The sequence below is a fragment of the Pseudomonas putida genome (assembly GCF_002741075.1).
Lineage (GTDB): Bacteria > Pseudomonadota > Gammaproteobacteria > Pseudomonadales > Pseudomonadaceae > Aquipseudomonas > Aquipseudomonas putida_T.
Genome location: NZ_CP016634.1, coordinates 4,656,803 through 4,675,937, shown reverse-complemented (window position 1 = coordinate 4,675,937; position 19,135 = coordinate 4,656,803). Strand labels below are relative to the sequence as shown.

Annotated in this window: 13 protein-coding genes and 1 riboswitch; of the genes, 6 read left to right on the top strand and 7 right to left on the bottom strand. The window is 63.9% G+C overall.

Annotation, left to right across the window (positions count from 1 at the left end; all coding sequences use genetic code 11):
- From IEC33019_RS21820 to trhA, 3 genes are all read left to right on the top strand, one after another.
- The gene (locus IEC33019_RS21820; RefSeq protein ID WP_070090565.1) at window positions 1-5,286 is read left to right on the top strand and encodes a hybrid sensor histidine kinase/response regulator; all 5,286 of its coding nucleotides are present in this window, start codon (window positions 1-3) and stop codon (window positions 5,284-5,286) included.
- Window positions 5,279-5,740: a chemotaxis protein CheW gene (locus tag IEC33019_RS21815; RefSeq protein ID WP_070090564.1), complete on the top strand. Its 462-nt coding sequence runs from the start codon at window positions 5,279-5,281 to the stop codon at window positions 5,738-5,740. Before IEC33019_RS21820 ends, IEC33019_RS21815 begins: the two co-directional genes overlap by 8 nt.
- Before the next feature lie 114 nt (window positions 5,741-5,854).
- On the top strand, window positions 5,855-6,472 hold the full coding sequence (gene trhA / locus IEC33019_RS21810) for a PAQR family membrane homeostasis protein TrhA (RefSeq protein ID WP_070090563.1): 618 nt from the start codon (window positions 5,855-5,857) through the stop codon (window positions 6,470-6,472).
- Here trhA and IEC33019_RS21805 read toward each other — a convergent pair.
- Entirely contained in the window at window positions 6,469-7,188 is a 720-nt protein-coding gene (locus IEC33019_RS21805) for a 16S rRNA (uracil(1498)-N(3))-methyltransferase (RefSeq protein WP_070090562.1), read from the bottom strand. The two genes, trhA and IEC33019_RS21805, sit on opposite strands and share 4 nt — an antisense overlap.
- A gap of 96 nt (window positions 7,189-7,284) precedes the next feature.
- The gene (locus IEC33019_RS21800; RefSeq protein WP_070090561.1) at window positions 7,285-8,691 is read right to left on the bottom strand and encodes an adenosylmethionine--8-amino-7-oxononanoate transaminase; all 1,407 of its coding nucleotides are present in this window, start codon (window positions 8,689-8,691) and stop codon (window positions 7,285-7,287) included.
- Window positions 8,692-8,922: 231 nt separating this feature from the next.
- On the opposite strand from IEC33019_RS21800, the gene IEC33019_RS21795 reads away from it, so the two are divergent.
- The 3 genes from IEC33019_RS21795 (at window position 8,923) to IEC33019_RS21785 (ending at window position 12,229) form a co-directional block, all read left to right on the top strand.
- The gene (locus tag IEC33019_RS21795; RefSeq protein WP_070090560.1) at window positions 8,923-10,773 is read left to right on the top strand and encodes a flavin monoamine oxidase family protein; all 1,851 of its coding nucleotides are present in this window, start codon (window positions 8,923-8,925) and stop codon (window positions 10,771-10,773) included.
- 291 nt (window positions 10,774-11,064) lie between these two features.
- Complete coding sequence (locus IEC33019_RS21790; protein WP_099593909.1) at window positions 11,065-11,616, top strand: cytochrome b; 552 nt, start codon at window positions 11,065-11,067, stop codon at window positions 11,614-11,616.
- Between the two features lie 34 nt (window positions 11,617-11,650).
- Window positions 11,651-12,229, top strand: a complete 579-nt coding sequence (locus tag IEC33019_RS21785) for a YceI family protein (RefSeq protein ID WP_070090558.1) — start codon at window positions 11,651-11,653, stop codon at window positions 12,227-12,229.
- A gap of 68 nt (window positions 12,230-12,297) precedes the next feature.
- Here the strand turns inward: IEC33019_RS21785 and IEC33019_RS21780 are convergent, their stop codons facing one another.
- From IEC33019_RS21780 to ahcY, 5 genes are all read right to left on the bottom strand, one after another.
- Window positions 12,298-14,205, bottom strand: a complete 1,908-nt coding sequence (locus tag IEC33019_RS21780; protein WP_070090557.1) for a DEAD/DEAH box helicase — start codon at window positions 14,203-14,205, stop codon at window positions 12,298-12,300.
- 219 nt (window positions 14,206-14,424) lie between these two features.
- Window positions 14,425-15,213, bottom strand: a complete 789-nt coding sequence (locus IEC33019_RS21775) for a substrate-binding periplasmic protein (protein WP_070090556.1) — start codon at window positions 15,211-15,213, stop codon at window positions 14,425-14,427.
- 50 nt (window positions 15,214-15,263) lie between these two features.
- Window positions 15,264-16,340 (bottom strand): hypothetical protein, encoded by a 1,077-nt coding sequence (locus IEC33019_RS21770; protein WP_070090555.1) that lies wholly within the window; start codon window positions 16,338-16,340, stop codon window positions 15,264-15,266.
- 93 nt (window positions 16,341-16,433) lie between these two features.
- Window positions 16,434-17,279: a methylenetetrahydrofolate reductase [NAD(P)H] gene (gene metF, locus IEC33019_RS21765; protein WP_070090554.1), complete on the bottom strand. Its 846-nt coding sequence runs from the start codon at window positions 17,277-17,279 to the stop codon at window positions 16,434-16,436.
- Window positions 17,280-17,444: 165 nt separating this feature from the next.
- Window positions 17,445-18,854: an adenosylhomocysteinase gene (gene ahcY / locus IEC33019_RS21760; protein WP_070090553.1), complete on the bottom strand. Its 1,410-nt coding sequence runs from the start codon at window positions 18,852-18,854 to the stop codon at window positions 17,445-17,447.
- 21 nt (window positions 18,855-18,875) lie between these two features.
- A riboswitch (S-adenosyl-L-homocysteine riboswitch) is annotated at window positions 18,876-18,971 on the bottom strand.
- Window positions 18,972-19,135: the final 164 nt, after the last annotated feature.

Here is a 19,135-nt window from a genome sequence, read left to right as displayed (position 1 = left end):
ATGGCTGCTTCAGCAGTGAGCCCCGAACGCCACGACACTGTCGCTCTCGCATGGGTCAAAGCGCCCATCCTCGATTGCCTGGGGCAGGCCCGTCAGGCCCTGGAGCGGTTCGCCAGCGAGCCGGGCGATCCGGCGATGCTGGCCTTTTTCGTCGACAACCTGCATCAGGTCCAGGGCTGCCTGCGCATGCTCGAACTGCGCGGCGCGGCGCACCTTGCCGAAGAGCTTGAGCTGCTGGGACGGGCCATGGCTGATGGCCAGGTCAGCCCGCGGGGCGACTGCCTGGGTGCGCTGTTCCGGGGGCTTGAGCAATTGCCGCCGTATCTGGAGCGACTGCGCGGCTCGCGACATGACCTGCCGTTGGTGGTGGTGCCCCTGCTCAACCAGTTGCGCAACTGCCGTGGCGTCGAGCCATTGCCCCAGGGCAGCCTGGTCGGTGGCGTGGCCCAGCGCCTGGCCGGGGCGGCCGACCTGGCTGACCTGGACTTGTCCCTGGGCAACTGGCGCGAGCAGTTGCAGGCCGGTCACGGACGAGACGCCCTACGCTCGGTGGTGACTGCGCTGTGCGATGACCTGATGCGCATCAAGGACCGCCTGGACCAGTACATGCGAGGTGACCGCTCGCAGCATGAGCACCTGGAGGCCCTGTTGGCGCCGTTGCGCCAGGTCGCCGATACCCTGGCGGTGCTTGCTTTCCAGCAGCCGCGCCGGGTCATCATCGACCAGGTGTTGGTGCTGCAGGCCCTGGCCCAGGGTGAGCAGGCGGTGGACGATGCCGTGCTGATGGATGTCGCCGGTGCCCTGTTGTACGTGGAGGCTACGCTCAACGGCATGGTCGGCCCGCTGGAAGAGAGCGGCCAGAGCGGCCTGCCGGGAGCGGACCTGACAGAGATTCGCCAACTGGTGCTCAATGAGTCCCTGGCGGTGCTGCAACAGGCCAAGGATCTGATCGGCGACTGCCTGGAGTCGGGCTGGCCAGCGGAGCGCTTGCAGCCGCTGCCGGGGCTTTTGCATCAGATCCGTGGTGCGCTGACGATGCTGATGTGGCCTGAGGCCGCCGAGGTGTTCGGTGGTTGCGCCGGTTTCGTGCAGGGTTGGCTATCACACCTGGAGCAGCCGCCACCTGCAGATGAACTGGCACACCTGGCCGAGGCCCTGAGTGCCGGCGAATGCCATGTGCAATGGCGGGTAGCCGACCCGCTGGTAGACGCCCAGCCGTTCATCGACAGGGCCCGGGCCAGCCTGGCGGCGCTTGGGGTGGCGTGTGGGCAGGCCCACGCCAGCGTCGAGCTCGAGGTGGTCGATGACGAGTTGCGCGATGTCTTCCTCGAAGAGGCCGGCGAACTGCTCCCGGAAATCGAACGCCACTGGCTGCGCTGGCGCGCCGACAATGCCTTACGCGACGCCCTGGTCGAGGTACGCCGGGCCCTGCATACCCTCAAGGGCAGTGGGCGCATGGTCCATGCCGAGGCGCTGGCGGAGCTTGCCTGGGGCGCCGAGCACTTGCTCAATCGTGTGCTGGAAGGGCGCATCACCCTCGGCGCCGACGGCGTGCTGGCCCTGCAGCAGGTATTCGTTCGGCTCCCGGACCTGCTCGCCGATTTCGCGGTGGGGCATCTGCCGTCGCGGGTCGAGGTCGAGCCGTTGTCCAGTCACCTGCACCATCTGGCGATCAACGATGCGCCCGTGCCGGCGCAGGTGGACGGGCTCGACCCGCAACTGCTGGCGATCTTCGGCAACGAGGCCCAGGGCCACCTCGCCAGCCTGGAAGCGTTCCTGCGCGATGCCGATGGACATGGCACGCCTGTCAACGACAGCCTGCAGCGCGCCCTGCATACCCTCAAGGGCAGCGCGGCGATGGCCGGGGTCCTGCCGATCGCCGAGCTGGCCACCGCCTTCGACCGTCTGGTGCGGGAATACAAGGGCCACGAATTGCCCTTGCAGGTGGCGGAGCTGGAGTGGCTGGAGGCGGCGCGTGCGCTGTTCCACCTCGGCCTTGCCCAACTGGGCAGCACGCCGTTGGCTCCCATTCCGGGGGCGGTGCAGTTGATCGAGGAAGTCGGGCAGTCGGTGGATGTACGCCTGGCCTTCCTTCAGCAGGACCCACAGCACAGCCATCGACCCAAGCGCGATCCGCAGCGAATCACCACATTCCTGACCCAGGGCATGGATACCCTGCTCGAGGCCGAGGCCCTGTTGTCGCGCTGGCAGGCGCAACCAGGCGACCGTTCGGTACTGGAAACCCTGCTGGATGAGCTGACCACCCTTGGCCAGTCGGCGTACCTGGCCGAGCTGTGGCAAGTGGATGAGGTCTGCGAGGCGTTGCTCGACCTGTATGGCGCGGTGGAAGAGGGCAGCCTGGCCGCCAACCCGCGATTCTTCGCCCTGGCCCAGCAGGCCCATGAGGCGCTGCTCGACCTGTTCGACGAGATAGCCGCCGGCCAGGAACTCAGTGCGCGCGTCGATTGCATCGCGGCCATGCGCGGCCTGTTGGACGACGCCCTGGACCCCGGGATCATGGGCGTGGTGGGGCAGGATGCGGTGACCCCGCTGGCGACCTACCCGGCACCGAACGATCCGGCATTGGTGCAGCTGTTCCTCGACGAAGCGGGCGATATCCTCGACGGTGCCGACCAGGTACTGGCGCAGTGGGCCCAGGACCCGGACAACTTCTCGGCGTTGTCGACCTTGCAGCACGATATCCAGACCCTCAAGGGCGGTGCGCAGATGGCGGCCGTGGGTGGGGTTGAGGTGCTAGCGCAGGCACTGGGTGCGCTTTATGAGGACCTGGTGGACCGGCGTCTGGGCGCCACGCCCCTGCTGCTCGCGCTGCTGCGCCGCGGCCATCAGGCCGTCGGGCAGATGTTGCAGGCCCTGCGCGATGGGCAGACGCCGGTTTCGGCAACGGCGCTTTTGGGCGAGTTGCGCGAGTATCGCCATGCGCCGCCAGCGCCTGCGGCCGTCGAGGCGGTGGCGGACGACGCCCAGCGCTCCAGCGACAACGAACTGCTGGAGGTCTTTCTCGAAGAAAGCTCGGACATCGTCGAAAGCGCCGCCGCTGCGTTGGCACGTTGGCAGGCCGATCCGCGCAACAGCGTCGAGGTGGAAAACCTGCTGCGCGATCTGCACACCCTCAAGGGTGGGGCGCGGATGGTCGAGATCGCCGCCATCGGCGACCTGGCCCATGAATTGGAGTTCTTGTACGAGCTGCTCGCCGCCGGGCGGCTGCCGCCGAGCCCGCCCCTGTTCGCCCTGTTGCAGAACTGCCACGATCGCCTGGCGCACATGCTCGATGCCGTGCGCCTGGGCCAGCCGCTGCACGCGGCCACGGCGCTGATCGACTATATCCGCAACTTCAGCAGCGCCGCCTTGACCGACAGCGCGGCCGGCCAGGCTCCGGTCGAAACGCCCTCTCCCGAGGCGCCGGCCACCACGCCGGAGCGTGTGCCGGGTGACATGGTCAAGGTGGACGCCGAGCTGCTGGATGACCTGGGCAACCTTGCCAGCGAGCACTCCGTCATTCGCGGGCGCATCGAGCAGCAGGTCAACGACGCCCAGTTCGCCCTCAACGAGATGGAAACCACGCTTGAGCGGATGCGTGACCAGCTGCTGCGCCTGGACATCGAGACCCAAGGGCGAATATCCAGCCGTTACCCGGCCGAGGGCGACGCCTACGAAGACTTCGACCCTCTGGAGATGGACCGTCATTCCCAGTTGCAGCAGTTGTCCCGGGCGTTGTTCGAGTCGGCCTCCGACCTACTCGACCTCAAGGAAACCCTGGCCCTGCGCGCCCAAGAGGCCTACAGCCTGCTGCAGCAGCAAGCGCGGGTGAACAGCCAGTTGCAAGAAGGCCTCACGGCCACCTTGATGGTGCCCTTCGAGCGCCTGGTGCCGCGCTTGCAGCGGGTGGTGCGTCAGGTGGCCAGCGAGTTGGGCAAACAGGTCGAGCTGGTGGTGGGCAATGCAGAAGGCGAGTTGGACCGCAGCGTGCTCGAACGCATGGTGGCGCCCTTGGAGCATATGCTGCGCAATGCCGTGGACCACGGCCTGGAGTCGCGTGAGGCGCGCCTGGCGGCAGGCAAGCCGGAGCAGGGCACCATCCACCTGAACCTGCTCCACGAAGGGGCCGATATCGTCATCGAGATGAGCGACGACGGTGCCGGGGTGCCGCTTGAGGCGGTGCGCAACAAGGCCATCAAGCGTGGCCTGCTGGACCCGCAGGCGTACTTGAGCGACCACGAGATCCTGCAGTTCATCCTGCGTCCGGGGTTCTCCACCGCCGAGAGGATCACCCAGATCTCCGGGCGCGGCCTGGGGATGGACGTGGTGCATGAAGAGGTCAAGCAGTTGGGCGGTTCGATGAGTATCGAGTCGAGCCCGGGCAAAGGGGCGCGGTTCTTGATCCGCCTGCCGTTCACCGTGTCGGTGAACCGAGCGCTGATGGTGCACCTGGGGGATGAGCAGTACGCCATCCCGCTCAACACCATCGAAGGCATCGTGCGTGTGCCCCCCGCAGAGCTCGAAGCGTGCTATCAGTTGAGCGCGCCACGCTACGTCTATGCCGGGCATGAATACGATCTGCGCTACCTCGGCGAGGTGCTGCAGGGCGGCGGGGCGCGGCCGAGTTTGCTGGGGCAGAGCGTGCCGTTGCCGGTGTTGCTGCTGCATTCCCAGGAGCAGTCGTTCGCCATCCAGGTCGACAGCCTGTCGCCGAGCCGAGAGATTGTGGTCAAGAGCCTGGGGCCGCAGTTCGCGGCGGTGCCGGGCCTGTCCGGGGCGACCTTGCTGGGGGATGGCCGGGTGGTGCTGATTCTTGATTTGCTCGGCCAACTGCGTGGGCAGCAGCGGCGCCTGGCTCGCCTGCCGGGTGGCTACGGTGGGCCGCGCCCGGTGTTCGGCCCGGCACCGCGTCAGCGTCTGCTGGTGATGGTGGTGGACGACTCGGTCACCGTGCGCAAGGTCACCAGCCGTCTGCTGGAGCGCCACGGCATGAGCGTGCTGACGGCCAAGGATGGGGTGGATGCCATGGCCCTGCTGGAGGAGCATCGCCCCGATGTGCTGCTGCTGGATATCGAGATGCCACGCATGGATGGCTTCGAGGTGGCCACCCGCATCCGTCGCGATGCCCGCCTGAAGGACCTGCCGATCATCATGATCACCTCACGTACCGGTCAGAAGCACCGCGACCGGGCCATGGCCATCGGCGTCAACGATTACCTGGGCAAGCCGTATCAGGAGTCTGTCCTGTTGCAGAGCATCGCCCATTGGAGCCAGCCTCATGCTTGAGTACATCGCCGGCCAGCGCAGCACTCTGACCGGCCTGCTGCTGCCCTTGAGCGACCGCACCCTGGTGCTGCCCAACGTGGCAGTGGCCGAGTTGATCGGCCAGCGCACCTTCGCCTGCCAGGCGGGCGACCCAGCCTGGCACCTGGGCTGGATCGACTGGCGTCAGCAGCGCCTGCCGCTGATCGGCCTGGAGGCCGCCTGTGGCGGTGAGACGGTCTGTGGTGAGCGGGCGCGGGTCGTGGTGCTCAACGCACTGGGCGATACCGGTCTGCGCTACCTGGCGCTGTTGCTGCAGGACATCCCGCGCTCGTGCAAGCTCGACAGCCAGCTCAATTACGTGGATGTGCCGTTGGCGAGCCTGGAGCTGGCGGCGGTGCAGGTGGGCGAGCAAGTGGCGCGGGTGCCTGATCTGGCGGCGCTGGAGCGGATGGTGCGTGACGCGGATCTCCACTAGCTTCAAATTGTAAGCTTCAAGCGGCAAGCTGACCGCATTGGGCTCGCCCATCGGCGTGCTTTGCTTGAGGCATGCAGCTTGAAACTTGAAGCTGTCAGGGAGGTCAGTGTTTGCATGTATTACGGTGAACGCTTCAACGCCTGGACGCACCTGGTCGGTGCCGTGCTGGCCTGTATCGGAGCCATCTGGCTGATCGTCGTGGCCGGGTTGCAGGGCGATCCGTGGAAGATCGTCAGTTTTTCCATCTACGGCAGCACCTTGCTGCTGCTCTACAGCATCTCCACGCTCTACCACAGTACCCGTGGCCGGGCGAAGGTGATCATGCGCAAGCTCGATCACTTGTCGATCTACCTGCTCATCGCCGGCAGCTACACGCCCTTCTGCCTGGTCAGCCTTCGCGGCCCGTGGGGGTGGAGCCTGTTCGGCGTGGTCTGGGGGCTGGCCTTGATCGGCATGCTCCAGGAGATCAAACCGCGCTCCGAGGCGCGGGTGCTGTCGATCATCATCTATGCGGTAATGGGCTGGATCGTCCTGGTGGCGGTCGAGCCGTTGCTTCACAGCCTGGGCGCCGCCGGCTTCGCCTGGCTGGCGGCCGGCGGGGCGTTCTACACCATCGGTATCCTGTTCTTCGCCTTCGACAGCCGCTTTCGCCACTGGCATGGCATCTGGCACCTGTTCGTCATCGCGGGAAGCCTGATGCACTTCGTCGCGGTGTTCTTCTACGTGCGTTAGAAGTCGCCCCACAGTTGCTGGGCCACAGAGAGCGCGACCACCGGCGCGGTCTCGGTGCGCAGGACCCGTGGCCCAAGACGCGCGGCATGGAAGCCCGCCGCCTTGGCCTGATCGACTTCGGCGTCGCTCAAGCCCCCCTCGGGGCCGATCAGGAACGCCAGGCGGGCAGGGCGTGCGTGGCTGGTCAGCGGTTCAGCGACCGGGTGCAGCACCAGTTTGAGGTCGGCCTCGGTGTCCTTGAGCCATTCGGCCAGGGTCACCGGTGGGTGGATCACCGGCAGTGTCGAGCGGCCGCACTGTTCGCAGGCGCTGATCGCCACCTGCCGCCAATGGGCCAGGCGTTTGTCGGCACGCTCGTCCTTCAGGCGCACTTCGCAGCGCTCGCTGACGATTGGGGTGATGGCGTTGGCACCAAGCTCGGTGGCCTTCTGGATCGCCCAGTCCATCCGCTCGCCGCGAGACAGACCTTGGCCCAGGTGGACGTGCAAAGGCGATTCGGCCTGGCCGGGCAGCGCCTGGTCGAGGCTGACGCGCACGGTTTTCTTGCCGACTTCGAGCAACTGGCCACGAAATTCCTGGCCACTGCCGTCGAACAGTTGCACGGCGTCGCCAGCGGCCATGCGCAGCACGCGGCCAATGTAGTGGGCCTGGGCTTCGGGCAGCTCGTGCTCGCCGAGGCTCAGAGGGGCGTCGATGAAGAAGCGGGACAGTCTCATGGCATGCTCGTTGGAAAGGGGACTCGTCCTCTGTAGGAGCGGTCTTTCGCGGCACGAGGCCGCTCCTACAAGGGATATGCGTTCAGGTTTGCGTGGTTAGCCCGGATCGCGGAAGTCGGGGTGGAAATTGGCCGGCACCGCCACGCTGACGCTGCTGCGGGTCGCGATGTCGATGCCTTCGCTGGCCACCTCGGCGAGGAAGTCGATCTGCTCTGGGGTGATGACGTAAGGCGGCAGGAAGTACACCACGCTGCCCAGCGGTCGCAGCAGCGCACCACGGGTCAGGGCATGTTCGAAGACCTTCAGGCCGCGCCGCTCCTGCCAGGGGTAGGCGGTCTTGCTGGCTTTGTCCTGGACCATCTCGATGGCCAGGGCCATGCCGGTCTGGCGGATCTCGGCGACATGGGCGTGGTCGGCCAGGTGGGCGGTGGCACTGGCCATGCGCGCCGACAGAGCCTTGTTGGCCTCGATCACGTTGTCCTGTTCGAAGATATCCAGCGTCGCCAGGGCCGCGGCGCAGGCCAGCGGGTTGCCGGTGTAGCTGTGCGAATGGAGGAAGGCGCGCAGGGTCGGGTAATCGTCGTAGAACGCCTGATAGACATCGTCGGTGGTCAGGCAGGCGGCCAGCGGCAGGTAACCGCCGGTCAACGCCTTGGAAAGGCACAGGAAGTCCGGGCGGATCCCGGCCTGTTCGCAGGCGAACATCGTCCCGGTGCGGCCGAAGCCTACGGCGATCTCGTCATGAATCAAATGCACGCCATAACGGTCGCAGGCCTCGCGCAGCAGCTTGAGGTAGACCGGGTGGTACATGCGCATGCCGCCAGCACCCTGAATCAACGGCTCGACGATCACCGCAGCGAGGCTGGCATGATGCTCGGCCAGGGTCTGTTCCATGAGCGCGAACATGTTGCGCGAGTGCTCCTCCCAGCCCATGCCTTCGGGGCGTAGGTAGCAGTCGGGGCTGGGCACCTTGATGGTGTCGAGCAGCAGCGCCTTGTAGGTCTCGGTGAACAACGGCACGTCACCCACCGACATGGCGGCGATGGTTTCACCGTGGTAGCTGTTGGTGAGGGTGACGAAGCGCTTCTTGTTCACCTGGCCTTTGTTTTGCCAGTAATGGAAGCTCATCTTCAGTGCCACTTCGATGCACGAAGAGCCGTTGTCGGCGTAGAACACCCGGTCCAGCCCCGTCGGTGTCATGGCTACCAGGCGTTCGGACAGTTCGATCACCGGCTGGTGGCTGAACCCGGCCAGGATCACGTGTTCGAGTTGATCGACCTGGTCCTTGATGCGCTGGTTGATGCGCGGATTGGCGTGGCCGAACACGTTGACCCACCAGGAGCTGACGGCGTCCAGGTAGCGCTTGCCTTCGAAGTCTTCCAGCCACACGCCTTCACCACGGCGGATCGGGATCAACGGTAACTGCTCGTGGTCTTTCATCTGGGTGCAGGGGTGCCACAGGACCTTGAGGTCACGTTGCATCCACTGTTGGTTGAGGCCCATGGGCAGATCTCCTGGCGGGGCTTGCTGAGGCCGACAAGCCTAAGCAATGGGACCGCGCAGGACAACCGACGCGCAGCGCTTGATCGCATCGAAAATTAAATTTCCTGTGCTGGCAGGCACTTGATGCCACTACGCTGGCAGGGTCTGGGTACCTGACGTATTCTTAACGCATTTCGTCCCAGGGGCATTCTCCCCCTCTTTTCTGTCACTTCTGATCCGGAGTTCGCCAACATGGCTGCTGCTTGGGTGCGCCTGTGCGCGTTGGTATTGATTGGTGTCTCCAGCGGTGCTGCGCTGGCCAAGGACACGAGTCCCACGGCGATCGTCGTGGGCGGGGGCCTGGCCGGCCTGACCGCGGCCTATGAGCTGCAGAGCAAAGGCTGGCAGGTCACGCTGCTGGAGGCCAAGTCCGGCATGGGCGGCCGTTCGGGCCTGGCCACCAGCGAGTGGATTGGCAACAGCAAGAGCCAGCCGGTGCTCAACCAGTACCTGGACCGTTTCAAGCTTGAAACACTGCCAGCGCCCGAATTCGTGCGCACCCCCGGCTACCTGATCGACGGCGAGTATTTCAGCGCCACCGACCTGGCCACCAAGCAGCCGGCCACCGCCGATGCGCTCAAGCGTTACGAGAAGACCCTCGATGACCTGGCTCGCTCGATCGACGACCCGCTGAACCCGGCCGCCACCAGCACCCTGTTTGCCCTCGACCAGCTGAACGTCTCCACCTGGCTGGACAAACTGCAACTGCCTGCCACGGCACGCCAGCTGATCAACCAGCAGATCCGCACTCGCTACGACGAGCCGTCGCGCCTGTCGCTGCTCTATTTCGCCCAGCAGACTCGCGTCTACCGTGGTGTCAGCGATCGCGACCTGCGCGCTGCCCGTCTGCCAGGCGGCAGCCCGGTACTGGCCCAGGCGTTCGTCAAGCAACTCAAGACCATCAAGACCAGCTCGCCGGTCACCTCGATCATCCAGGACAGCAAGGGCGTGACGGTCAAGGTCGGTAGCGTCGGCTACCAGGCTGATTACCTGGTCATGGCCGTGCCGTTGCGTGCACTGGCGAAGATCCAGATGACCCCGGGCCTGGACAGCCAGCACCTGGCGGCTCTGAAGGGCACCAACTACGGTTGGCGCGACCAGATGATGCTCAAGTTCAAAAAGCCCGTCTGGGAAAGCCGTGCGCGCATGTCCGGTGAGATCTTCAGCAACGCCGGCCTTGGCATGCTGTGGATCGAACCTGCGCTCAAGGGTGGCGCCAACGTGGTGATCAACCTCTCGGGCGACAACGCCCGCCTGCTGCAGGCCTTTGGCGACAAGCAGATGGTCGATCAGGTCTTGATCCGTCTGCACGCGTTCTATCCGCAGGCCCGAGGCGCGTTCACCGGCTACGAAGTGCGCCGCTACAGCACCGACGCAGGTACTGGTGGTGCCTACCTGGCCTACGGCCCCGGCCAGATCAGCAAGTACTGGCGCCTGTGGGAGCGTCCGGTGCAACGCATGACCTTCGCCGGCGAACACACCGACGCACTCTACCCGGGCACCCTGGAAGGCGCGCTGCGCAGCGGCCAGCGTGCCGCCAGCCAAGTGCAAGACCTGGCGGCCGGCAAGTCGTTCGATCTGGCCAAGGCCGCACCGGTCGCCGCCGCTGCCGCCGCGGGTGCCACCGCCGCGAAGGCCAAGGGCGGTTTCTTCTCCAACCTCTTTGGAGGCTCATCCGACAAAGCTGACAAAGCACCTGCCAAGGCCGAAGCCGTGAAGACCGAAGAAGCCAAGCAGGACAAACCAGGCTTCTTCTCGCGCCTGTTCGGTGGCGGCGACAAGGTCGAAACCAAGGCTGCACCGATTGCCAAGGCCGACGAGGTCGCCCCGGTCGTGGCGCCTGAGCCTACACCTGCTCCTGCGCCGGTGGCCAAGGAGGAGCCCGTCAAGCCCGCCGCGAGCAAGGCTGCACCGGCCAAGCCAGCTCAGACCCACAAACCGGCTGCCAAGCAGGCCCACAAACCTGCGCCGGTGAAGAAGGCCACGGCCAAGTCCGAGCCTGTGAAGAAGCCTTTGGCCAATACCCAGGCCAAAGCGGGCTGATCGCTCGGGCTGTGCGCGCTTGCACAGCCCTGCGCTACTTTTTTCGCGGGTAAACCCGCTCAGTTACAGCGGTGTTCTCAATAACACTGCTGTCTCTGTGAGCGGGGTCACCTGCGAAGTAAGCCCACGAATCACAACCCGCCACCAAACGTCTATCGTTAATGTTTCCTTAATAGGAAACTTCCAAAATACCTATCGTATTTGTCGATAATCCCAAGCGAATTTTTCCGCTTTCTTTCGATACGTTACGCGTTAGTCTGTGCACCAGCTTTCACGGGGAATCACGCCAACATGCAACTGCGCAACTCTGCTTCTCGCTACGGTCTGGTCAGTATTGTCATGCATTGGGGGGTGGCCCTGGCGGTCTTCGGGCTGTTCGGCCTCGGCCTGTGGATGGTCGGCCTCGACTACTACAGCCCTTGGCGCAAGTCCGCTCCCGACCTGCACAAGAGCATCGGCCTGGTGCTGTTGGCAGTCGTGGTGTTGCGTGTACTTTGGCGTTTCGTCAGCCCGCCGCCGCCAGCGCCGGCTAACCACGGCGCGTTCACCCGCCTGGCTGCGAAGCTTGGCCATGCGACGCTCTACCTTGGGCTGTTCGCCGTGATGATTGCCGGGTACCTGATTTCCACTGCGGATGGGGTGGGTATTCCCGTATTCGACTGGTTCGAGGTTCCGGCGCTGGTCAGTGACCTGCCCGATCAGGTGGACACCGCCGGGGCCATACACCTCTACTTGGCCTGGGGGCTGGTGATCTTTGCCATCCTGCATGCCTTGGCAGCGCTGAAGCACCATTTCATCGACCGTGACGCGACCCTGACCCGTATGCTGGGCCGCAAAGCTTGACTCTCTACCTCAATTGCATAGGAAGGAAGTAAGGATGTTCAAAAAGACTTTTGCCGCACTGGCGCTCGGTACCGCACTGCTCTGCGCCGGTCAGGCCATGGCCGCTGAGTACAAGATCGACAAGGAAGGCCAGCACGCGTTCGTCGACTGGAAGATCAGCCACCTGGGCTACAGCTTCATCCACGGCACCTTCAAGGACTTCGACGGTAGCTTCACTTGGGACAGCGCCAAGCCGGAAGACAGCAAGATCAACGTTGCGCTGAAAACCGCGAGCCTGTGGTCGAACCATGCCGAGCGTGACAAGCACATCGCCAGCGCCGACTTCCTGGACGTGAAGAAGTATCCGGAAGCCAAGTTCGTCTCCACCAGCGTGAAGAAGACCGGCGACAAGACTGCCGACGTGACGGGCGACTTGACCATGCACGGTGTGACCAAGCCGGTCACCTTCAAGGCAACCTTCAACGGTGAAGGCAAGGACCCATGGGGCGGCGAGCGTGCCGGCTTCAACGCCACCACCACCCTGAACCTGAACGACTTCGGCATCAAAGGCCCAGGCCCGACCTCCCAGACCCTGGACCTGGATATCAGCGTCGAAGGCGTGAAGCAAAAGTAATTCGCTTTGCCCAAATGAAAACGCCGCCCAATTGGGCGGCGTTTTCATTTGCGTAGGCGCTTGCGGGATCAGCCCTTGCGGGTCAGCAAGGCTGGACGCTCACCGCGCGGACGGCTCGGCAGATCATCGAGCTGCTCTGGCGTCGGGTAGCGATCGAGCTTGGATTCCTTGCGGATGATCACCGGCTGGTGGGTTTCACGCGGGCTGCGAACGGCTGGTTCCTGGCGGGAGAAGTCGTCACGGCTCGAGGAGCGATTGCGACCGCCACCATTGTTGTCGCGACGTGCACCGCCGTTGTTGTTGCGGGCGCGCTTCTCGCCAGAGCCTTGGCCCTGGCTCTGACCTTGCCCTTTGCGCTGGCCGCCGTTGTTGCGCGGCTGGCCGCTGCCATTGCGCTGGCCTTGGTTTTGGCTTTGGCCTTGCTGGCCACCATTGCCCCCAGGACGACGATTACGGCCTTGGTTCTTGGCGTTCTGGTAGGGACTGACGTAGTCGGCGCGGTTGCCGAAGTTGTCGATGTCGTCGTCCAGGAACTCTTCCGGATCACGGTCAATCGGGGCCGACGGCATGGCGCTCTGACCTTGGGCCGCTTGCTGTTGGCGTGGCTTCTTGTTGCGTGGCTTGCGCTGCTGCTGGGACTTCTCGCCGGCCTTTTCCTGCTCGGCTGGCTTCTCGGCGGCGTGCTGCTTGGCCTTGCCTTTATCCTTGCCTTTGTCCTTGCGACCGCCGCTGCCGTCCTTGCTGCCTTCGGCGCGCTGCTGGTTGCGACCACCACGGCCGTTGTTCTGCGGGCGCTCGCGGACTTCCGGTTTCTCGGCTTCCACCTGGCTTGGGTCGAAGCCCATCAGATCACCGTCCGGGATCTTCTGCTTGGTGACCCGCTCGATGCTCTTGAGCAGTTTTTCCTCATCGGGCGCGACCATGGAGATGGCCTCGCCGGAACGGCCCGCGCGACCGGTACGGCCGATGCGGTGGACGTAATCTTCCTCGACATTGGGCAGTTCGAAGTTGACCACGTGAGGCAGTTGGTCGATATCCAGGCCGCGCGCGGCGATATCGGTGGCGACCAGCACGCGCACGGTGTTGGCCTTGAAGTCGGCCAGGGCCTTGGTGCGGGCGTTCTGGCTCTTGTTGCCGTGGATCGCGGCGGCGCTCAGGCCATGCTTTTCCAGGTACTCGGCCAGGCGGTTGGCGCCATGCTTGGTGCGGGTGAACACCAGCACCTGTTCCCAGGCACCGAGGGTGATCAGGTGAGCCAACAAGGCACGCTTGTGGCTGGCGGGCAGGCGATAGACACGTTGTTCGATACGCTCGACCGTGGTGTTCGGCGGCGTGACCTCGATGCGCTCAGGGTTGTGCAGCAGCTTGTCGGCAAGGTCGGTGATGTCTTTGGAGAAGGTCGCCGAGAACAGCAGGTTCTGGCGTTTGGCCGGCAGGCGGGACAGGACCTTCTTGACGTCGTGGATGAAGCCCATGTCGAGCATGCGGTCGGCTTCATCGAGGACCAGGATCTCCACATGGGACAGGTCCACGCTGCCTTGACCGGCGAGGTCGAGCAGGCGACCCGGGCAAGCGACCAGAACGTCGACGCCCTTGGCCATGGCCTGGATTTGCGGATTCATGCCGACACCGCCAAAGATGCAGGCGCTGATCAGGTTCAGGTCACGGGCATAGACCTTGAAGCTGTCGTGTACCTGGGCCGCCAGTTCGCGGGTCGGAGTCAGCACCAGTACGCGTGGCTGACGCGGACCGTGGCGCTGGGATTTGTCAGGGTGGCCACCCGGGAACAGACGCTCGAGGATCGGCAGTGCGAAACCGCCGGTTTTACCAGTACCTGTCTGGGCGGCGACCATCAGGTCGCGACCTTGCAACACGGCGGGAATGGCCCGCTGTTGCACCGGAGTGGGCTGGGTATAGCCCGCAGCCTCGATAGCGCGGACAAGAGCCTCGGAGAGACCGAGGGAAGCAAAGGACATGGGCAATCCTGTTCTCGTGGGGGCTGGGCCCGATGGGATGATCTGCCTGGCGCGACGGGCATCGGCGAGATGCGATCGCGTCCGGTCCAGCTGGGCATTCACTGCGCATCCGGGAAGCGGCGGGTGGCACTGGGAGTGCGTTGCCGACGGGTCGAGATGCCTGTTGCGAGGCCGAGCGTCCGGGCGTGAGCCGGGCGGGAAGGCCCGAGTATAACAGAGCTATCGCGGTGTGCTGCGTTCGTGCTGCTCAACGGCGTCAGGAATATTGCCAAGTTCGCTGTCGTAACGGGCACTGATGGCCGCATAAGCAGGCTCTTGCTTGAAGCGTCGCAGCTCGTCGGCGAACGCTTGGGCCAAGCGGTCCCGACCGGGCTTGTGCGCCAGGCCGAGGTACTGGGAGTGTCGGCTGATCACCAGAGGCAACTCCCGGACCTGTCCCTCCAGCCCCAATTGCCGGCGCAATTGGCGCCCTGCCCGACGGTCGGTCACCAGCAGATCGATGCGTCCAAGCATCAATTTGCCGAAATTCGCTTCATGTGTAGGCGCCGGCTCTCGACGAAACAGGGGGGACTCACTGAAGGCTCGACCATAGGTGTAGCCCGGCGAGGTACCTACGGTAAGGCCCTCGAGGTCTTCGAAACGTTCGATGGCATGTGGCCTGACGTTGTTCTGGAACAGTACGAACTCCACGTCGGATAGTGGTTCGTCTGGATAGAACAGGAACGGCTTGCGTGAGTCGATCTGGAAAATGTCCATCACGCCGTCGGCCAAGCCTTGCTGCACCATGGCCAGACAGCGCTTCCAGGGCATGAATTGCCAGTCGACCTCGATGCCAAGCCGCTTGAGCACTTCGCTGGTGACTTCATAGTCGATGCCCCTGGGTTGGCCAGCTTCCCAATAGATGTAAGGCGCCCAGTCGTCACTGACCAGACGCAGGCGGTCCGCCTGGGCAGATGGGCTCAGGGAGACGAGCAGCAGGGCACAAAGAAGACGGATGAAGTTGGGCATGGCGGCAGCGTACGTCCAATGTCTGTCTTGGGGCCAGTAAAGCCTTGTCGTCAGCCTTTGTCAGGCTTGAGCAGATGCTCTTGCACGTCCTGGTGCTTGCTCCCCAAAGACAGGCGCAGGCCAGGATGGTGCAGCAATTGGTGCAGTTGCTCGCTGTCCAGGTGTCCATGGCGCTGCTGAAGGTTTTCCAGTGCTTTGTCCCACCAGGCGAAGGAGCAGGCCCGGTCGAATTCATTGGCATAGGGGTAGCAACCGTAGAGCAGCTCCCGGGCGAACTGGCGCTGGTGACTGGGTAGGGTCAGGCTCAGGGCTTTGTAGCCCAGGCGGTGCAGGGTGGGCGGCTTTGGCAGGCGATCATTGACCAGGGCTACATCAGCCAGGGCCGCCTCGCCCAGAGGGTCATCGCCGTGTTTGCGCAGCCAGGCCTGGATCTTGGCGCGGAACAGGTCCTTGCGGCTCCAGTAATGGTGGATGACATCGGTGCAGTCGGCCAGCGTGAGCGTGCGGTAGGCCGCGACGGCCAGGCAGAACTCTTCGAGGGTATAGGCGTTGGGGACGATGGGGTGGAACTCGTCCATCATCGCGATCGACTGGTCGAGTATTGCTGCATCCTCTGCGGCCAGCCCGATGACGCCGGAATTGACCAGGTTCATGTGGTCATCCGCCAGGCCTCGCTCGTGCAGGATGCTGCGCAGGCCTTGGTAAAGGTCGGTCCGCGGGTTTTCGCCATAGCGCGCGCCGATGGCATTGCACAGCAGGTTGCCAGGCTTGACGCGGCGTAGCAGTTCCATGGGCGATTGCCGGAAGAACGTATCGGTGTCGATGAGCACGGCCTGGGAGTGCTGCTCAAGGGCCTGGCGCAACAGCACATGCTTGCTGCGAAAGTGATAGCCATGGGGTTGGGCCCAGGCTGCGCGGGTTGCATCGTCGATCAGGTGGACGGTGACCGGCAGTTTTGCGTAAGGCGCGGGATCGTCGGTGTGGACTTGAATGTCCAGGGCCTGGTTGCCGGTCTTTTTCAGCTGGGCAAGGGCACTGATGATGCTGAAACAGGCTTCCTGATGGTAGGTCTTTGCGCCGAACGCCAGGTAGATGAGCTGGGGGGTAGTGGAAGGCAAAGGCTGCATGGGCCGCTCGCTAACAGGTCTGAGGCAGGATCAAAGGCTCTAGCCTAATACCAACATCTTAGGTCTGCCTCAAGGACCTGTTAGCGAAATGTGTCAGCGCGGCAGTTTCAGGTTGTTCCAGATCGCCAGGCTTGGCTCGGCCTGGTTCAGTGTATAGAAGTGCAGGCCGGGTGCGCCGCCTTGCAGCAGCTGTTCGCACATGCGGGTGATCACCTCTTCGCCAAACGCCTGGATGCTGGCGGTGTCGTCGCCATAGGCTTCCAGCTGCTTGCGAATCCAGCGAGGGATTTCAGCACCGCAGGCATCGGAGAAACGCGCCAGCTTGCTGTAGTTGGTGATCGGCATGATGCCGGGCACGACCGGGATGTCCACGCCCATCTGCTGCACACGCTCGACGAAGTAGAAATAACTCTCGGCGTTGAAGAAGTACTGGGTGATGGCGCTGTCCGCACCAGCCTTGACCTTGTGCACGAAATTGGCGAGATCGGACTCGAAGTTGCGCGCCTGGGGGTGCATCTCCGGATAGGCCGCGACTTCCAGGTGGAAGTGATCGCCGCTTTCCTGGCGGATGAACTCGACCAGGTCGCTGGCGTAGCGCAGCTCGCCATAGGCCATGCCCATGCCCGACGGGAGATCGCCGCGCAGGGCGACGATGCGCTTGATGCCTGCCGCCTTGTACTGGGCGATCAGGGTGCGCAGCTCTTCCTTGCTGTCGCCGACGCAGGACAGGTGCGGCGCGGCAGGAATCTTCACTTCGCTTTCCAGCTGCAGCACCGTGTTCAGGGTGCGGTCGCGGGTGGAACCACCGGCACCATAGGTGCAGGAGAAGAAGTCAGGGTTGTAGCCCGCCAGCTGGCGAGCGACGGCCATCAGCTTTTCATGGCCGGCGTCGGTCTTGGTGGGGAAAAACTCGAAACTGTAGCGGCGTTCTTGTGACATCACTCGTTCCTCGAGCAGCAAGCTTCATGCGGCTAGCTGCAAGTAAAAGCCAGATCGGTGATGGCCGATCTGGCTTGGGCATCGTTCAAGTCCTCGGGACTCAAGCAACAAGCGGTGTGGGCGCGGTCTGGCTTTGCCTGCCGCTTGATGCTTCGAGCTAGCCGCTTAGTAGCGGTAGGCGTCCGGCTTGAACGGGCCTTCGACGGTCACGCCGATGTACTCGGCCTGCTGCGGGGTCAGCTGGGTGACCACGCCGCCGAAGCCGCGGACCATTTCCAGGGCGACTTCTTCGTCGAGCTTCTTGGGCAGTACTTCGACGGTCAGACGCTCGGCTTTCTGTGCGGCAGGCAGTTGGGCGAACTTCTGCTCGAACAGGAAGATTTGGGCCAGGACCTGGTTGGCGAACGAGCCGTCCATGATGCGGCTTGGGTGGCCAGTGGCGTTGCCCAGGTTCACCAGGCGGCCTTCGGCCAGCAGGATCAGGTAGTCGTCGTTCTGCGGATCGAAGGTGCCAGCACCGGTACGGTGGATCTTGTGAACCTGCGGCTTGACCTCTTCCCATGCCCAGTTCTTGCGCATGAAGGCGGTGTCGATTTCGTTGTCGAAGTGACCGATGTTGCAGACCACGGCGCGCTTCTTCAGGGCCTTGAGCATGTTGGCGTCGCAGACATTGACGTTACCGGTGGTGGTGACGATCAGATCGATGCGGCCCAGCAGGTCCTTGTTGATGCCCGCTTCGGTGCCGGTGTTGATGCCGTCCTTGAACGGGGAAACGACTTCGAAGCCGTCCATGCAGGCCTGCATGGCACAGATCGGGTCAACTTCGGTGACCTTGACGATCATGCCTTCCTGACGCAGCGACTGAGCCGAGCCCTTGCCCACGTCACCGTAGCCGATCACCAGGGCCTGTTTGCCCGACAGCAGGTGGTCGGTACCACGCTTGATGGCGTCGTTGAGGCTGTGACGGCAACCGTACTTGTTGTCGTTCTTGCTCTTGGTGACCGAGTCGTTGACGTTGATCGCCGGCACCTTCAGCTCGCCTTTGGCCAGCATGTCCAGCAGGCGGTGCACGCCGGTGGTGGTCTCTTCGGTGATGCCGTGGACCTTCTCCAGCATCGCCGGGTATTTCTTGTGCAGGATTTCGGTCAGGTCACCGCCGTCGTCCAGGACCATGTTGGCGTCCCATGGCTGGCCGTCCTTGAGAATGGTCTGCTCGATGCACCATTCGTATTCCTGCTCGGTCTCGCCCTTCCAGGCGAAGACAGGGATGCCGGCGGCGGCGATGGCGGCAGCGGCCTGGTCCTGGGTCGAGAAGATGTTGCACGACGACCAGCGCACTTCGGCGCCCAGGGCGACCAGGGTCTCGATCAGTACGGCGGTCTGGATGGTCATGTGGATGCAGCCCAGGATCTTGGCGCCCTTGAGCGGTTGCTCTGCCTGGTACTTGCGGCGCAGGCCCATCAGCGCGGGCATTTCCGATTCGGCGATGATGACTTCCTTGCGGCCCCAATCGGCCAGGGAAATGTCGGCGACCTTGAAGTCGGAAAAACCTGCAGGCGTGTTTACAGCGCTCATCGAGAGCCTCCATTCGTAGTGTGCGAATGGGCGCCGTTGTGCGTTAGGCGTCCGCAGTGCGGACAACGCCCCAACCGAGCCTGACAGGCCGAGCCTGCTGCAGCGCCCCTCGGATGGGTGGCGGGATGGCCCCCGTGGCGGGTAGCCATGTGAATCGGCAGGGATTATAGCTGTGGCGTCGTGTCACGCCCAAGGTTTTCTGTCGATTAATCGAGACGATAGTCGATGTTCAATGGAGCGCTGCCAAAGGCTCTGCCATCATTACCCTACGTCAGTCATGC

Bases quoted from the DNA above. Each gene is read 5' to 3' on its own strand.
- IEC33019_RS21820 (WP_070090565.1), top strand. From the start codon at position 1: ATGGCTGCTTCAGCAGTGAGCCCCGAACGCCACGACACTGTCGCTCTC.
- IEC33019_RS21815 (WP_070090564.1), top strand. From the start codon at position 5,279: ATGCTTGAGTACATCGCCGGCCAGCGCAGCACTCTGACCGGCCTGCTG.
- trhA (WP_070090563.1), top strand. From the start codon at position 5,855: ATGTATTACGGTGAACGCTTCAACGCCTGGACGCACCTGGTCGGTGCC.
- IEC33019_RS21805 (WP_070090562.1), bottom strand. From the start codon at position 7,188: ATGAGACTGTCCCGCTTCTTCATCGACGCCCCTCTGAGCCTCGGCGAG.
- IEC33019_RS21800 (WP_070090561.1), bottom strand. From the start codon at position 8,691: ATGGGCCTCAACCAACAGTGGATGCAACGTGACCTCAAGGTCCTGTGG.
- IEC33019_RS21795 (WP_070090560.1), top strand. From the start codon at position 8,923: ATGGCTGCTGCTTGGGTGCGCCTGTGCGCGTTGGTATTGATTGGTGTC.
- IEC33019_RS21790 (WP_099593909.1), top strand. From the start codon at position 11,065: ATGCAACTGCGCAACTCTGCTTCTCGCTACGGTCTGGTCAGTATTGTC.
- IEC33019_RS21785 (WP_070090558.1), top strand. From the start codon at position 11,651: ATGTTCAAAAAGACTTTTGCCGCACTGGCGCTCGGTACCGCACTGCTC.
- IEC33019_RS21780 (WP_070090557.1), bottom strand. From the start codon at position 14,205: ATGTCCTTTGCTTCCCTCGGTCTCTCCGAGGCTCTTGTCCGCGCTATC.
- IEC33019_RS21775 (WP_070090556.1), bottom strand. From the start codon at position 15,213: ATGCCCAACTTCATCCGTCTTCTTTGTGCCCTGCTGCTCGTCTCCCTG.
- IEC33019_RS21770 (WP_070090555.1), bottom strand. From the start codon at position 16,340: ATGCAGCCTTTGCCTTCCACTACCCCCCAGCTCATCTACCTGGCGTTC.
- metF (WP_070090554.1), bottom strand. From the start codon at position 17,279: ATGTCACAAGAACGCCGCTACAGTTTCGAGTTTTTCCCCACCAAGACC.
- ahcY (WP_070090553.1), bottom strand. From the start codon at position 18,854: ATGAGCGCTGTAAACACGCCTGCAGGTTTTTCCGACTTCAAGGTCGCC.